The sequence below is a fragment of the Brevibacillus sp. FSL K6-0770 genome (assembly GCF_038000275.1).
Taxonomy (GTDB): domain Bacteria; phylum Bacillota; class Bacilli; order Brevibacillales; family Brevibacillaceae; genus Brevibacillus; species Brevibacillus parabrevis.
Genome location: NZ_JBBOBQ010000001.1, coordinates 4,231,917 through 4,247,000, shown reverse-complemented (window position 1 = coordinate 4,247,000; position 15,084 = coordinate 4,231,917). Strand labels below are relative to the sequence as shown.

Genomic DNA, 15,084 nt, shown 5'->3' with positions numbered 1-15,084 from the left:
TTTAAAGAGAAATTCAGGTGATGCGATGAAATCCCGTTCCCACCGTTATCGATTGTTTTCAGAAATGCTCCGGGAGGTGTTTTTTCAAGCAAAAGGGCAATGGAAGTTTGTTTTGGTAGCCGCTTCGTCTATCCTGGCGATTTCCGTCCTTGAATTTATCATTCCGCAGTGGACGAAAGTCGTCATTGATCAGGTCATCCCCCAGCAACAAATTGCTGCCTTGTTTGAACTGGGAGCCGCGATCGTTGGAGCTGCGCTGCTGTTGGGAGTGTTTCGGTTTGTTAGCAGCTTCGTGATGACGATTGTCAGCCAAGGAGCGATTTCACAACTGCGGAACAAGCTGTACCGACATACCGTGAACCTGGATTTGAACTTTTTCGATCGCAATCGCACCGGCGATCTCATGTCCAGATTGACGAGTGATGTCAACCAGTTGCAGGAACTGGTTTCGGCCGACACATTATCCATTGTGGCCGATTTCTTCACGTTTATCGCCATATGCGGTTATTTGCTGTATGTCGACTGGCAACTGGCGCTCTTGCTGATGAGCACGTTTCCTTTTCTGTTCTACACGTCGCGGTTTTTCAGCGGACGAATCAAGTCGGTCTATCGAACGGTACGACAATCCTCTGCCGAATTGAGCAATCATTTGCAGGATACGTTGTCAGGGATTCGCGTGATTAAATCATTTGCGAGCGAGAACGATGAAATCGATCGATTCGCTGGACTGACCGAGATCAATCGGGCCTCAATCGTGAAAGCTTCCCGGCTGTCCGCGTCCTTCCCGCCGATTATCGAGTGGCTGAATTACATCGGAATGACACTCGTACTGCTTTTTGGTGCGTGGCAGGCGATGCACAACCACATTACTGTAGGAGACATTGTCGCCTATTTGGCTTACTTGCGTCTGCTGCAAGGACCTGTTCGTTCCTTCAGCCGAATGGTTAGTAAAATTCAACAAGCTTCGGCTGCCTATGAACGAATCCATGAAGTGCTGGTGACGGTGCCAGCAGTGCGGAACAAAGAGAGAGCGATCACTTTACCACCCATTCAAGGAGAGATTCTGTTTGACAACGTGGATTTCGCTTATGAAAAAGGCGTGCCAGTCTTGGAAAATTTTTATTTGCAAATAGAGCCTCAACAAGTTACCGCATTGGTTGGCTCGTCTGGTTCCGGGAAGTCGACCATCGCGCACTTGATTGCCCGTCTGTACGATGTGCAAAAAGGAGCGATTTTCATCGATGGGTATCCACTAACAGATGTCACGCTTGAATCGCTCCGCACGCAAATCGGGATTGTATCACAGGATGTCATCTTGCTTAACGGAACGATTCGGGACAATATTGCCTACGGAAAGCCACAGGCCACTCGCGAAGAGATTGAGGCAGCGGCGAGAGCTGCGAATGCTCTGGAGTTTATTGAAGCTTTTCCGCAAGGGTACGATACGTTGGTCGGAGAAAGGGGCGTCAAGCTGTCTGGCGGTCAAAAACAGCGGCTGTCGATCGCGAGGGCGTTGTTGAAAAATCCGCGCCTGATCATATTGGATGAAGCGACAGCGGCGTTGGATACAGAATCGGAACAACTGATCCAAAGCGCGCTCTCCACTCTGCTTCCCGGGCGAACCTGCCTGGTGATTGCCCATCGTCTCTCCACGATTCAAAGCGCCGATCACATCGTAGTTTTGGAAAAAGGCAGGATTGTCGAAGCGGGCACGCACGAAGGACTGCTGACCCTTTCCGGTCGATACAAAACGTTATACGATAAGCAGTTTCCGCAAATGATCAAAGCGAAGGAGACGCTTCTAGCTTAGTCCATTTACGCTCCAACATTTATGAAAAGAGGTGCCTTATGTCACAAGCAGCGAGTTCAGCGGTAACGAAAAGAAACTTTTCGCTCATGGCGGCGATTTTATGCTGGTCTGGGATGGTCGTCATGTCCAGTTTGTATGTAACGATCCCTTTAATCTCCTTGTTTGCCGAGCTTTATCGCATTACGCCTACGCAGGCAGCGGCTACAGGAAGTGTTTTTTCGGTCGGCTTTGCGATTGGCTGCCTGATTTATGGCGCATTATCGGATAAATACGGACGCAAGCAAGTCATTTTGATTGGACTTGTTGCGCTTGCGGCCATCTCTTTGCTGCTTGGCATGGTCGAAAGCTTCTCCTGGATGATTGTGCTGAGAGGGTTGCAAGGCTTTGCGGCAGCCACGTTTTCGCCAGTTGCCCTTGCTTATGCGGTAGAAATGTTCCCGGCAGACAAACGGGTGACGACGATCGGATTTATCAGCACCGGGTTTTTGGTCGCAGGCATCGTCGGGCAGGTTGTCAGTAGCCTCATCAGTGAACAGCACGGATGGAACGCCGTATTTTATCTCTTGGCAGGGGTGTATGCCTTAACAGCGGTTCTGATTCTGCGCTTCTTGCCAAAAGGAGAGATTCAACAGCCACACGCGACTATATGGGAACCTTTGAAGCAAATCGGTAAAGTATTTTCGCAAAAAAACCTTGTTCTGTGCTATGTGGTGGCATTGGTGCTGCTCATGTCTTTTGTCAGCATGTACACGGTTTTGGGCAATTACTTGAGCGGTCCCGATTTTGGCCTGAATAAAGCAGAAGTTCTTTATGTTCGCTCTGTCGGTGTTTTGGGCATGCTGATTTCTCCTTTGTCCGGAAAAGTAGCGATGCGCTTTGGGGTTCGCGCGGTTCTGCGAGGCGGATTGCTGCTGGCGATGGCAGGCTTGGCTTCGTTGGGGCTGATTGCCAGCTTGCCTTTGCTGATTGTGATGAGTGTCATTTTTGTGGCGGGCATTGCGCTCTCCGTTCCAGCGCTCGTCTCTCTCGTCGGCCAATTGGCAGGCAAGGCGCGCGGAATTGCCGTTTCGGTCTACACGTTTGTTCTATTTGCGGGAACAAGTCTCGGCCCTATTATCTCTATCCGTTTGATGGAAAGCGGCAGCTACTTGCTGACTTTTGCGTTACTGGCGCTGCTCCTCGGCATAGGTCTGCTGGCTTCGTTGCTGATTCAGCGAGAGGTGCCTGCGCCTGCGGAAAATCAGGCGTTGAAACAAACATAAGGGAAAGGCCGCTTGAACATGCAACTTTTTTGTCTATTCAACATTTTCCGACGAATTTGTTGCCGAATGATTCGGGGAGATAGTATGCTATAGGATAGATTGTGGCGATAGCTGGAAGGGGAACGAGACAATGAATCCGCTTGCAAAAAAGTATCAGCAAATTGACGAGAAGATCGTGTTGTTCAACGAGGAGTATTATCTGGGTGTGGCAAAAATCGATATTTCCGCGCTGACGCTGGAAATCAGAGAAGCGCTGTTCAATCACCTCTACGATTTCGACAGCAAAGATATGGAGCTGGAAATCGATGTATCCGAGGAGGACAAAGGGAACTGGTACCTGCAACTGCTCGTCCCGCACGTCCTCACCTTGCCAGAAGCAGCCAAAAGACGGATTGAGCAAGGCACCGAACAATTGGTTCAACACCTGTCCGAAAAGACAAGCGATCTGAACCACGTGCGTCTCATCGGTGACGAAATCTATGACTATGTGAAGCGATACAATCCGGATCTGGAGCGGATTGCCTAATAAAAAACATCTCTTCTCGCCCGGGCAAGTTCACCGGGGAGGAGGGATGTTTTTTTGTGCTGGAAAGTTAGCTTTTTGCGGTTTTGGTCGCCAGCCACGTGCAGGCGGTCTTGTTTGTCGTGGTAGCGATCCACTCGCACGGCTGCCCGTTGACAGGCGTGATCAGCCGGAGCGTGTCGCCTTTGATCCCTCCGTATTTAACCGACGAGCTGGGAGGAGTGCTGACGTAGACGATTCGCTCGTTAATCGCCACGTTGGGGAGGTAGGAAGAGTTGTCAGAGTTGTAGCCGCTCGTCAGGCTGACGGGTACGGGCACGTTTTTCATGGAAAGTGTGACTTTGTCAGCCGCTTTATGATAAAACATTTTTCCGGTGACCTGGCTGAAATCTCCGCCGTCCACGGTGAGAAAAAGCGGGTATGAACCGGAGCCGTACAGCGCAATCACATGATCGCTGCCGGAGTAGCGGTTGTTTTCCAGATACACATTGCCGCAGCGGTTCAGGTACAGGTTTTGCTTGAGGCGGGGGTCGAACGCGCAGTTGCGGACCGTCACGATTCGTTGCGCCGGGACATCCCATGGATCAAAGCTGAGCGCGTAGCCATCGATCACAGCAGCGCTATCGGCGGCCTCGAAGCAGCAGCCGTCAAACACAAGACCGACGTTGTTGTAGTCGATAGTCAGGCCGCTGCCGATTGTTTTGGCTGCGCCTTGCGAGGTTGTATGCAGAACCCAGTTGCACTGGTGGAAAGTCATGTTCCGCATGAAGTTGACCCGGTTTTTCTGCGCGGTAGCGGTATAAAAGGTAGAGGCGCTGATCGTGCCAGTCAAGCAGCTCAGGCTGAAGCTGGCAAGCGAGACGAGGTGGCTTCCCTGGACGCGAATCGGCGCTGTCGCAATCCCTTCCAGATCGAGCTGTTGGCGGCAGTGGATATTGCTCAGATTGGCGATCATCGGGAGCTTGCCGTCGTATGCTTCATTCAGCTCTACTTCAAAGCGGTCGCAGGAAACATTGACAGCGTTCAGACGCTCCAAGCCTCCGGTGACCGTGATGTCGGAGCGGGTGCGTGTCCGGTTGTCGCTCGTAAAGTCGCTGATCGACACGGAGCGGACGTAGCAGTTCGCTTCCCCGGCGAAGTAAAAATGATCGGCTACGGCATCGGTACACCATATGTGACTCAGCAGCACGTAGTTGATATAGCTTCCAGGCCCGTCGCCGCGAATGTAGAAGTCGGCGGAGTGCTCATAGGCATATGGTTCTGGCGGAACGGGATTTTCGCGCGCATTGGAGTCGATTTTCAGATTGGACACGACAAACGAATCAGCGTCTCCACCCACTGAGGTGATCGAAAACAGCCACCTCCAGTCCTCGGCGGTAGAATTGGCTTTTCGTTTCAAAACGGAAAAAGGACCGGCACCCTGCAGCACCAGGCTTTTGCCTTTCCCTAGTGTGACAGCCAGTCTTTTCGGTTCAATGATATAGGTTCCCGGGGGAAAATACAGCGGAATTTGCTGGTTGACCGCGGCTGCCAGCGCGGCGGATATCGCCTGCGTATCATCTGTCACCCCATCTCCTCGCGCCCCGTAGGACTTTACATCAAGCATCATGCATCAATCTCCTCCACTTTGAAAAAATAGTCAGACAAGATTAGATTGTCTTCTTTCATTTCATTCAAAAAACGAAAAAAGTTGACAACCATTTTGCAAAACAGGCAAGAGCTTGTTTGCCTGGCAAAAGTGTCCTAGTCTTCCTGAACCGTTCCTGGCCGTCCTCATCCTACTGGCATATTTGTCCTAGAACCTCCGTATGAATAAGCAAAGAGGTGGAATGTATGTCGATTTTGGTGACAGGAACTGCTGGATTCATTGGATTTCACGTAGCGAAAAGACTTTTGGAAGGAGGGGAAGTCGTATGGGGGGTGGATAATTGCAACGAGTATTACGATCCCCGCTTGAAGGCAAAAAGACTGTCGATGCTGCAAGAGTTCGAACAGTTCCACTTCTATCAAGCAGATATAGCCGATCAGACGACAATGGACGAGTTGTTCCGCAAAATGCAACCGGAGCGGGTCATCCATCTGGCGGCGCAGGCTGGAGTCAGGTATAGCCTGGAAAACCCTCACGTATACACGTCCTCCAACATCACGGGATTTTTGCATATATTGGAAGGCTGCCGGCACACAGGGGTCAAGCACCTGCTCTACGCTTCTTCCAGCTCCGTCTACGGCGGGAACAAGAAACTCCCCTTTTCCGAGGGCGACCGGGTCGATGAGCCGAACAGCCTGTACGCCGCCACGAAAAAAGCGAACGAGCTGATGGCGTACACGTACAGCCATCTGTACAACATTCCGGCGACCGGGCTGCGGTTTTTTACCGTCTACGGGCCGTGGGGCCGCCCGGACATGGCGCTCTATGCGTTCACCAAGGCGATTTTGGCAGGGCAGCCAGTGAGCATTTTCAACTACGGAAAAATGATCCGGGACTTTACTTACATTGATGATGTGGTCGAGGGCATCTTGCGACTCATGGATCGTTTGCCTGGACCAAAAGACGGAAAGGCGCCGCACAAAGTCTTGAATATCGGGAATCATCGGCCTGTGGAGCTGCTTTCGTTCCTCGAATTGCTGGAACAGAAGCTGAAACGGCCAGCCAACCGCCAGTACATGCCGATTCAGCCAGGAGACGTGCCTGCTACTTTCGCCTCGGTCGATGCGCTGTTCGCAGAAACGGGCTTTCGGCCAGATACTCCGGTCGAGGTAGGAATTTCCCGTTTTGTCGATTGGTATCTTGATTATTACGGTGATGCCCATGCGTAAAAAAGTAGGAGTCGTAGGACTCGGGTATGTGGGCTTGCCTGTTGCGGCTGCTTTTGGGCAAAAGGTTCCGGTGATCGGCTACGACGTGGACGCTGCGCGCATTGCCGCGCTACAGACAGGGCGGGATGAGACGGGAGAGCTGACGGCTGACGAGCTGGCGCGTTCCAGCATCACGTATACGGATGATCCCGGACTGCTCGCGGAATGCGACTTTATCATCGTGACTGTGCCTACGCCTGTGGATGACGCCAAGCGCCCTGACTTGAAGGCGTTGCTGCTCGCCTCCGAGACAGTAGGAAAGCATTTGCAGCCAGGAGCGATTGTCGTCTATGAATCGACCGTATACCCTGGCGCCACGGAGGAAACGTGCATTCCGGTGCTGGAGCGCTCATCCGGGATGCGGGCAGGTGCCGATTTTTTTGTCGGCTATTCGCCCGAGCGGATCAATCCGGGGGACAAGGAGCGCAGACTCGCCCAGATCGTCAAGGTCGTCTCCGGGCAGGATCAGGCGACGTGTAACGAGATCGCGCAAATGTACGGGCTGGTAGTCGAAGCAGGGATTCATAAAGCGTCCTCGATTCAGGTGGCAGAGGCAGCCAAGGTGATTGAAAATACGCAGCGCGACCTGAATATTGCGTTGATCAACGAATTGGCGATCATCTTTGACCGACTGGGAATCGAAACAGCCGACGTGCTGGAGGCGGCTGGAACAAAATGGAATTTCCTGCCGTTTTCGCCAGGACTGGTCGGCGGTCATTGCATTGGAGTAGACCCTTACTATTTGACCTATCAGGCGGAGCGCGTAGGCTACCATCCGCAAGTGATTTTGGCGGGACGGCGCATCAACGACGGGATTGGAAAATTCGTCGCGACCTCCCTGGTCAAGCAGATGATCTGGCGTCATATTCCGATTCAAGGCTCACGCGTCACGATTTTGGGGATGACGTTCAAGGAAAATGTGTCGGATATTCGCAACAGCAGAGTGATCGACATCGTCCATGAGCTGCGGGAATTTGGCGTGGAAGTTCAGGTGACAGACGATTTGGCAGACCCGGAGAAGACATGGACAGAGTACGGCATCAAGCTGAGGGAATGGCACGAATTGCAGCCTGCCGATGCGCTGGTTCTGGCTGTGCCGCACGCGAAATACGTCCAGCTGAGCTGGGCTGAGCTGTCGTCTTTGCTGCACCAAAACTGCGGAGTGATTGCAGATGTGAAAAGCGTGTTGAATCAAAAAACATGCCCGTCTGATATCGTTGTCTGGCGCTTGTAGATGCAGCCACGATTGCGAATCTAGACTGCCTGGAGCGGATGAATATGAGCTACCGGAAGAGAAGATTCTGGTTAAGCTTATCGGACGCAGGAATTATCAGTTTGGCTGTTTGGCTGGCCTGCCTGGTTCGATTTGATTTTTCTTTTGCCGAAATATACGAGCATCGCCCTCTTTATTTGATCATTGGACATGTGCTGTTCGTTTTGGCGGGGATGCATCTCGCCGAGTTGTACCGACCCGTCTACCGTTACGTCAGTGCGGGCGAGCTTGTCTCGATTGTCAAGGCGACGAGTTTGTCCATCCTGATTCTCGCTTTTTTCCTGAACACGCTGGGGCACTGGCTGTGGATGCCGATCCGGTTTCCGATATCTTTGTTTTTGATTGCCTGGACGTTCGTGCTTGCCGGGATCACAGGCTCGCGTTTTCTGTGGAAATGGTGGTATGAGGAACGCGACAAAAGGAGCCTGGATCGCAGGCGCACCTTGATTGTCGGGGCAGGCAGCGCAGGCGTGCTCGTTGCCAGGGAGATGCGGCGGTCGCCGCTGTCCGAGCAACGGCCGATCGCTTTCATTGACGACGAGCCGAGCAAGCAAAATTTGCGCGTGTACGGCTTGCCCGTAATCGGGAGCAGGGAAGACATCCCGCGCATCGTACAGCGGCACGCGATTTCCGATATTGTGATCGCCATGCCGTCTGCGTCGCGCCAAACGATCCGCGACATTTTTGATATTTGCAAGACGACGAAGGCAAGCGTCAAAATTTTGCCGCACGTCTCGGATATTCTCAGCGGGAAAATCAGCATGGGCATGATCCGCAACGTCAAGCTGGAGGACTTGCTAGGGCGCGAGACGGTGGAAATGAATCTGGAAGAAATCACGGGTTATTTGCGCCAGCAAGTCGTGCTTGTTACCGGAGCCGGAGGGTCTATCGGTTCGGAGCTTTGCCGTCAGATCGCTAGATTTGGCCCAGGGAAACTGCTTTTGCTTGGAAATGAGGAAAACGGCATTTTCGAGATCAGTCTGGAGCTGAAGCGAGCATTTCCTGAATTGTCTACAGCAAGCCTCATCGCAGATATACGCGATCGGCAGCGGATTGCTGCGATCATGAGCGAGTATCGTCCTGCCGTCATCTTTCACGCCGCCGCCCACAAGCATGTGCCCCTCATGGAACAAAACCCGAGTGAAGCGTTGAAAAACAACATTTTGGGAACGAAAAATGTGGCCGAATGCGCTCTGGAAGCGCAAGCCGAGCACTTCATCCTGATTTCCACCGACAAGGCCGTCAATCCGACGAGCGTGATGGGCGCCACGAAGCGCATTGCCGAGCTTTTGATCCAGGGATATAACCGCTTTGGTCACACTCGTTTTGCGGCGGTTCGCTTTGGCAATGTTCTCGGAAGCAGAGGCAGCGTCGTGCCGATTTTTCTCGATCAAATTCGGGCGGGCGGTCCGGTGACGATCACGCATCCGGAGATGGAACGGTATTTCATGACTATTCCCGAAGCGGCCCAACTGGTCATTCAGGCTGGCGCGCTGGCGCACGGTGGCGAGATTTTCGTGCTCGACATGGGCAAACCCGTCAAAATCGTCGATATGGCGAAGGACCTGATCCGCTTGGCGGGCCTGGAGCCGGAAAAAGATATCCCGGTCGTCTACACAGGCATCCGTTCGGGTGAAAAGCTGTACGAGGAACTTTTGACGGCGGAAGAAGGGCTGACTTCGACGTGCCACGACCGCATTTTCATCGGAAAGCCGCTCGACTTTTCCTGGAGCGAGCTGTTGTCTGCAATTTCCCGTTTGGAGCAGTTGGCCAAAAAGGGCGGACTGATCGAGGATCACTCAAAAATGATTGAAATCTTGCAGGCGATCATTCCGAGCTATCAGTCTGCCTCCCAGCCTGTCGACGATGCCAAGCCAGTTCCTTTCTCGGTAGCCACAGGATGAAAGAGACGACGAGGAAAGAGCGAATCGCGCGGACAGCGAGGCAAAAGTGGGCGCGCATCCTGCTGGCAGGGGGGATTGCCTGTCTGGTTGGACTGGGAGGGTATGCGACTTACGTCTATTTTTCGATCAAACAGACCGTAAACAGCATGTACGTCCCGCTGCGGACGGAGAAGACCAAGGCGTCTTCCCTTCCTGCGCCAACCGTGAGGCAGCAAGAGCGAGCAGAAAAGCAAGCCCAGCCTGCACAACCTGCTGTGCAGCCGGAGAAAGCAGAAGTGCACGAACCCGTCACCTTGCTCTTGCTCGGGATCGATGAGCGGGAAAACGACAAGGGGCGCTCGGATGTGATCCTCGTGTTGACGGTCAATCCGCAGACAAAATCGGCGCTGTTAGTCAGCATTCCACGGGACACGCGCACGCAGCTGGCCCATTCGAAAACGCTGGATAAAATTAACCACGCCTACGCATTTGGCGGACTGCAACAAGCCGTTGACACCGTCGAGCAATTTATTTCCGCGCCTGTCGATTACGTGGTGGCCGCCAACATGGAAGGCTTCGCCGGGATCATCGACACGTTGGGCGGTGTGGATGTCGAGAACAAGCTCGCTTTTACCTACGCCGATTATCACTTTCCGTTGGGGCCGATTCACCTGGATGGAAAGCAGGCGCTCGTGTATGCGCGCATGCGCTATGAAGACCCGCGGGGAGATTTGGGGAGAAACGAGCGACAGCAACTGCTTATCAAAGCGCTGATGCAAAAAAAGGGGGCTTTGGCGTCTCCCTCTACCTTGAACGGAGTCCTCGATACCATGGGGAAATACGTGAAGACGAACATGACCTTTGACGACATGAAAATGCTTGTTCAAAGCTACGGTACGGCCGTATCAAGCGTGGAGACGATTCGGATGGAAGGAAACGGCCAGCTGATCAACGGGATTTACTACTACATCGTAAGCCAGGGGGAGCGGGAAAAGTTGATCCGTCGGCTGTCTGCCTTTCGCGAGCAAGTCGTCGAGAAAGGCGCAGAGAAAGCCGGTGAGGCCAAGCCACTGCCGAATCAAGCGAGTGACAGCATGGAGGGGCGAAGGGGGGAGCAAAATGAATGAAACCGTGAATCTCCGGGAAATATTGCTGGTTTTGTCCAAACGCTGGGGCGTAATTCTCGCCATTACTTCCATTTTTACGATAGGAACGGCACTCATCAGTTTTTTTGCATTGACGCCGATCTATCAGGCAAAAACGGAAATTTTGGTGAATCGCTCGCTGGACTCGAATCTGGAGGGAGTGCTGTCGGTTGCCGAGATTGACTCCAATCTCAAGCTGATCGAGACGTACCGGGTCATTATCGAGAGTCCGCGAATCATGGAGAGAGTCGTGCAGACACTCGGGCCGGAAGCGAGCATGGATGAGCTGTTGCTGCATACGAAAGTAGAGCCGGTCAAAGATTCGCAAGTCATTTCTATTACAGTGGAAGACCCTGATCAAAAGCGAGCCGTGCTGATTGCCAACACGATTGCCACGACCTTCCAGGAAGAAGTGGTCAAAATGTTGAGCATGAACAACGTGCACATTTTGGCGGAAGCGCGCGATAACCCGGCAGCCAAGCCTGTCAGTCCGAAGCCGCTGCTCAACTCGATTATCGGCTTTGTGCTTGGGCTGGCTACTTCTGTAGGCGTTGTGTTTTTCATGGAGCATCTCGATACACGGCTGAGATCGGAAAAGGAAGTGGAGGAATATTTGGGCCTGCCTGTGCTCGCCACCATCGCCGTCATCGACAAAAAGACAAAGAAGCACTTGCGGCAAAAAAGGGCGGAGGAGGTAAGAAGCGAGTATGAGAAGGCAGAAGCCTGACGATCGTTACCAGAAGCTGATCGCCCATTGGGAGCCACTGTCTCCCCTGGTGGAAGGCTACCGCACCTTGAAGCTGAACATTTCGTTTTCCACACAGGGACAAAGGTTGCAGACGGTTTTGGTGAGCAGCCCGGGGCCGTCGGAGGGCAAGACGATTACGGCAGCCAACTTGTCGCTGATGATGGCAAAAGATCGGCGCAAGACGGTGCTGATCGATTTCGACTTGCGCAATCCGCGCATTCATTTCACGTTTGAGATGCCGAATTTGTACGGGATCAGTTCTTATATGACCGGGATGTGCCAGTTTTCCGACATCATTCAGGATGCGGGCGTTCCGAATTTGTCGATCGTGACAGCGGGGCCGATTCCCCACAATCCGGCTGAACTGTTGGGAACGCCGCGACTGGGGGAATTGCTGGAGCAGCTGCGCAACAACTTTGACATGATCGTCGTGGACAGTCCTCCGCTCATTGTGAGCGATGCGATGGTGCTGGCGAGAGAGACGGACGGGTGCATTCTCGTCGTGGACGCGAGCAAAACAAAGCGGGATTCGGCCGTTCGCGCTGTCGAGCAGCTGAAGACGGCCGGGGCCAACCTGCTCGGGGTTGTTCTCAACAACAAAAAGCTCGGGAAGAGAGAAGGCTATTACGGTTATGGGTATATGGAATAGTCAAGTCAGAAGCGGGGGCGAGTAATGGATGAATGCCCTCAAACTTGTTTGGCAGCAGCAGTTGGCCAAAGTCCGCAACAATCGGGACGTTCATGAAGTATTGCACGGTTCAGCGATTACGTTTCTGTTCCGGCTTTTCGGGTTTGTTCTGCTCTATTCGTTGCAGTTGTTTATAGCCAGGGAGTACGGGGCAGGCAATCTGGGCATTTACTCGCTGACGATCACGCTGCTCAACATCGGGATGGTGCTGGCGCTGTTTGGCACCGACACGGCGATCATCCGCTTGCTGGCCGAGTATCGGGCGCAGGGGGCGTCCCAGCGGATTCGGCAGTTGTTCAACAAGGTTGCGGTCTGGACATTCGTGCCCTCTCTCTTGCTTTCGGGACTGTTCTATTTGTTTGCCGAGCCGATCTCCAGCTATGTGTTTGCCAACGAGCTGCCTGCGCAAACGCTGCGGGTGATGGCCTGGATGCTGCCGTTTGTCTCGCTTGCCAGACTGTACGCTTCGGCTTTCCGCGCCTTGCATCGCGTGACGGCGTCCGTGATCGTCGATACGGTGGGCATGCGCTTCCTCCATCTGCTGTTTCTCGTGATCGCGCTGCCCTTGCTTGCTCCGACCCCCAATCTGTTGATCGGCTTGCTCGCAGTCGCTGTCATTTTGAACACGCTGATCGGCATGGGGAAGTGGCATGTTGTGTCGCGAAGCATGAACGCGGGCATTCAGCCGCGCGAGATGGAGGAAGGCCAGGCCATCGGCTTTCGCACGCTTTGCGCCATGGCGATTCCGATGTACCTGAGCGCCTCGATGGAGCTGATCATGAGCTGGACAGACACGATCATGCTGGGGATTTTTACAGACGCGGAAACAGTCGGAGTGTACAGCGTCGTCATTCGTCTCTCGATGGTGACCAGCTTTGCGCTCATCTCCATCAACACGATTCTCTCCCCGAAATTTTCCGAGATGTACGCCCGTGGGGATATGGACGGGCTGAGAAAAATGATTGCGTTTGCCAATCGGCTCATTTTCTTCGCATCTGCTCCGATCAATTTGCTGGTCGCCATTTTTGCCGCCCCGTTGCTTACCTTGTTCGGCGAAGAGTTCGCTGGCAGCAGTCTCGTCCTCGTCATTCTTTGTCTGGGGCAGTTCATCAACTTTTCTTCCGGCAGCGTCATTCCGCTTTTGACGATGACGGGCCGCCAGAAAACGTCGCGCAACATCCTGGTTTTTTCAGCCTTGCTCAACATTTGCGGCAACTGCCTGTTGATTCCCTGGCTTGGCATTACAGGAGCAGCAATCGCCACCGCTATCAGCCTGAGCTGTCGAGATATCTGTGCTTCGTATTGGGCATACCGATATTTCGGTTTCCGCACGTGGTATATCCCGTTCTTCTCTGAAAAAAATTCCGTCTTGATACGAAGACGAGGTAATGAAGAAGGTGGCTTACGGTGAAGGAAGACTTGTATCCGAACATGTTTTGGGACAGCGAGAAGATTCGAGATTGCCGGATTCAGGTGCAAAAGCCATGGGTTCGCGAGGAGTTTTGGTCGTACTATTTCTCCAGGCGCATCTCGATTTACTTGAGTCTGTTTTTGGCAAAAAGAAAAGGGGTTTCTCCGAATGCCATCACGATCGCGGGAATCGCTGCCGGGCTGATCGCCGCCGCAGCTTTCATGTACGGATCGGCCGCAGCCTTTTTGATCGGGTGTTTTTTCTACCAAATGTGCTACCTCGCGGACTGCGTCGACGGAGAAGTCGCCCGGATCAAAAACCAGAACAGCGCAGGGGGCGTCTGGCTCGATATCGGATTGAACTACTCGCTGTACCTCGTCTCGTTCAGCGTCATCTACGGCGTCGCCAGCAGCCAGCCGACGCTCGGGCCGTACTTGATCTACCTGATCCTGTTTACGATTTTTACGGAAATATTGGCGACGAACGGTTCGGATCTCGCTTTTGGTCAAGGGAAAATCTCGCACGAAACCGTATCCATGCGCAAGCGCAGCAGATGGCTCGATGCCGGAGTGTTTCTGTTCCTGACCCAGACAGGCTTCCAGAGTGGCGTGCTGATCGCCGCGCTCATGTGGGCATTTAGCGGACAGCATCAGTTTCTCGATTTATGGACGGGGTATCATCTGCTGGTGGGACTCCTCAGAGCGCTATACAAGCTGAAACTGAACATCAAGTATGTCACTTCATCGAGACAAGAGGGAGGGGAAGCACATGAAGGCTCTGCTCATGGCGGCAGGACTCGGATCAAGGATCAGCGGGCAAATTGACGGCAGCCCGAAATGCACGATCGATATCGGCAACCAGGCGTTGATCGAAAATACGATTTTGGAGTTGAAGCGAAAAGGGATTCACGAGATTGCCATGGTCGTCGGATACCGTGCTCACGTGATTACCAGTCTGCTTGGCGGCGAAAACATCCGCTTTTTTCACAACCCGTTTTACGATCGCACCAACAGCATCGCCTCCATGTGGTTTGCCCGCGATTTTCTGACGGACAGCGACTGCCTCTTGCTCAACGCGGATGTGTATTTTGAAGAGCAAGTATTGGATGTCGTGCTCCAGGAGACGAGGAGTCCGGTCATGTTCGCCGACCCTTTTCGCAGGGCGGAAGGCGATTACAAATTCGGCTACGAAAACGGCCTTTTGCAAAAGCACGGCAAAGAACTCCCCCTGGAGGAGACGACAGGGGAATACGTCGGAATTGCCCGGCTGCACCGCGAGTTTGTCCCGATCTTTCAGGAGCGGCTGCAAAGTCTGATTTTGCAGCGGCAGCACGATTTGTGGTGGGAAAATGTTCTGTATTCGTTTTTGGGAGAAAGAGACGTGCATGTGGCGCAAATACCGCCGGGGCTGTTCTGGGCAGAGGTAGATACATGGGAGGACTACAAGCGGATTCTTCATTTTACGAATCATTTGGCGCATATGTAG

Annotated in this window: 13 protein-coding genes; 12 read left to right on the top strand and 1 reads right to left on the bottom strand. The window is 53.2% G+C overall.

Annotation, left to right across the window (positions count from 1 at the left end; all coding sequences use genetic code 11):
• Positions 1-25 precede the first annotated feature (25 nt).
• The 3 genes from NST23_RS20215 (at position 26) to NST23_RS20205 (ending at position 3,598) form a co-directional block, all read left to right on the top strand.
• Positions 26-1,810, top strand: a complete 1,785-nt coding sequence (locus NST23_RS20215; RefSeq protein WP_340964455.1) for an ABC transporter ATP-binding protein — start codon at positions 26-28, stop codon at positions 1,808-1,810.
• Between the two features lie 38 nt (positions 1,811-1,848).
• Positions 1,849-3,072 carry an MFS transporter gene (locus tag NST23_RS20210; RefSeq protein ID WP_340964453.1) on the top strand — a complete coding sequence of 408 codons (1,224 nt, stop codon included), beginning with the start codon at positions 1,849-1,851 and terminating at the stop codon, positions 3,070-3,072.
• Positions 3,073-3,202: 130 nt separating this feature from the next.
• Positions 3,203-3,598 carry a hypothetical protein gene (locus tag NST23_RS20205; RefSeq protein WP_122963945.1) on the top strand — a complete coding sequence of 132 codons (396 nt, stop codon included), beginning with the start codon at positions 3,203-3,205 and terminating at the stop codon, positions 3,596-3,598.
• A 67-nt stretch (positions 3,599-3,665) separates the two neighbouring features.
• Here the strand turns inward: NST23_RS20205 and NST23_RS20200 are convergent, their stop codons facing one another.
• On the bottom strand, positions 3,666-5,204 hold the full coding sequence (locus NST23_RS20200) for a glycosyl hydrolase family 28-related protein (protein WP_173599109.1): 1,539 nt from the start codon (positions 5,202-5,204) through the stop codon (positions 3,666-3,668).
• Positions 5,205-5,428: 224 nt separating this feature from the next.
• Between NST23_RS20200 and NST23_RS20195 the strand changes: the two genes are divergently transcribed.
• Genes NST23_RS20195 through NST23_RS20155 form a run of 9 tightly spaced genes read left to right on the top strand, consistent with a single transcriptional unit; the run spans position 5,429 to position 15,084 of the window.
• Positions 5,429-6,412 carry an NAD-dependent epimerase/dehydratase family protein gene (locus NST23_RS20195; protein WP_287102048.1) on the top strand — a complete coding sequence of 328 codons (984 nt, stop codon included), beginning with the start codon at positions 5,429-5,431 and terminating at the stop codon, positions 6,410-6,412.
• A complete protein-coding gene (locus tag NST23_RS20190) occupies positions 6,405-7,685 on the top strand; it encodes a nucleotide sugar dehydrogenase (protein ID WP_340965205.1) in 1,281 nt (426 codons plus the stop codon). Before NST23_RS20195 ends, NST23_RS20190 begins: the two co-directional genes overlap by 8 nt.
• Before the next feature lie 44 nt (positions 7,686-7,729).
• A complete protein-coding gene (locus tag NST23_RS20185) occupies positions 7,730-9,628 on the top strand; it encodes a polysaccharide biosynthesis protein (protein WP_340964451.1) in 1,899 nt (632 codons plus the stop codon).
• Positions 9,625-10,734: an LCP family glycopolymer transferase gene (locus NST23_RS20180; RefSeq protein WP_340964449.1), complete on the top strand. Its 1,110-nt coding sequence runs from the start codon at positions 9,625-9,627 to the stop codon at positions 10,732-10,734. Before NST23_RS20185 ends, NST23_RS20180 begins: the two co-directional genes overlap by 4 nt.
• Positions 10,727-11,479, top strand: a complete 753-nt coding sequence (locus tag NST23_RS20175; protein ID WP_122963951.1) for a YveK family protein — start codon at positions 10,727-10,729, stop codon at positions 11,477-11,479. The genes NST23_RS20180 and NST23_RS20175 overlap by 8 nt, the downstream gene beginning before the upstream one ends.
• Positions 11,460-12,149, top strand: a complete 690-nt coding sequence (locus tag NST23_RS20170; RefSeq protein ID WP_063228054.1) for a CpsD/CapB family tyrosine-protein kinase — start codon at positions 11,460-11,462, stop codon at positions 12,147-12,149. The genes NST23_RS20175 and NST23_RS20170 overlap by 20 nt, the downstream gene beginning before the upstream one ends.
• A gap of 28 nt (positions 12,150-12,177) precedes the next feature.
• Entirely contained in the window at positions 12,178-13,599 is a 1,422-nt protein-coding gene (locus NST23_RS20165) for a flippase (protein WP_173596866.1), read from the top strand.
• Complete coding sequence (locus NST23_RS20160; protein ID WP_122963953.1) at positions 13,596-14,423, top strand: CDP-alcohol phosphatidyltransferase family protein; 828 nt, start codon at positions 13,596-13,598, stop codon at positions 14,421-14,423. Before NST23_RS20165 ends, NST23_RS20160 begins: the two co-directional genes overlap by 4 nt.
• Positions 14,368-15,084 (top strand): phosphocholine cytidylyltransferase family protein, encoded by a 717-nt coding sequence (locus NST23_RS20155; protein WP_280648737.1) that lies wholly within the window; start codon positions 14,368-14,370, stop codon positions 15,082-15,084. Before NST23_RS20160 ends, NST23_RS20155 begins: the two co-directional genes overlap by 56 nt.

What these genes read in the sequence shown, in the direction of transcription:
- NST23_RS20215 (WP_340964455.1), top strand. Translation starts at nt 26, where the DNA reads ATGAAATCCCGTTCCCACCGTTATCGATTGTTTTCAGAAATGCTCCGG.
- NST23_RS20210 (WP_340964453.1), top strand. Translation starts at nt 1,849, where the DNA reads ATGTCACAAGCAGCGAGTTCAGCGGTAACGAAAAGAAACTTTTCGCTC.
- NST23_RS20205 (WP_122963945.1), top strand. Translation starts at nt 3,203, where the DNA reads ATGAATCCGCTTGCAAAAAAGTATCAGCAAATTGACGAGAAGATCGTG.
- NST23_RS20200 (WP_173599109.1), bottom strand. Translation starts at nt 5,204, where the DNA reads ATGATGCTTGATGTAAAGTCCTACGGGGCGCGAGGAGATGGGGTGACA.
- NST23_RS20195 (WP_287102048.1), top strand. Translation starts at nt 5,429, where the DNA reads ATGTCGATTTTGGTGACAGGAACTGCTGGATTCATTGGATTTCACGTA.
- NST23_RS20190 (WP_340965205.1), top strand. Translation starts at nt 6,405, where the DNA reads ATGCGTAAAAAAGTAGGAGTCGTAGGACTCGGGTATGTGGGCTTGCCT.
- NST23_RS20185 (WP_340964451.1), top strand. Translation starts at nt 7,730, where the DNA reads ATGAGCTACCGGAAGAGAAGATTCTGGTTAAGCTTATCGGACGCAGGA.
- NST23_RS20180 (WP_340964449.1), top strand. Translation starts at nt 9,625, where the DNA reads ATGAAAGAGACGACGAGGAAAGAGCGAATCGCGCGGACAGCGAGGCAA.
- NST23_RS20175 (WP_122963951.1), top strand. Translation starts at nt 10,727, where the DNA reads ATGAATGAAACCGTGAATCTCCGGGAAATATTGCTGGTTTTGTCCAAA.
- NST23_RS20170 (WP_063228054.1), top strand. Translation starts at nt 11,460, where the DNA reads ATGAGAAGGCAGAAGCCTGACGATCGTTACCAGAAGCTGATCGCCCAT.
- NST23_RS20165 (WP_173596866.1), top strand. Translation starts at nt 12,178, where the DNA reads ATGAATGCCCTCAAACTTGTTTGGCAGCAGCAGTTGGCCAAAGTCCGC.
- NST23_RS20155 (WP_280648737.1), top strand. Translation starts at nt 14,368, where the DNA reads ATGAAGGCTCTGCTCATGGCGGCAGGACTCGGATCAAGGATCAGCGGG.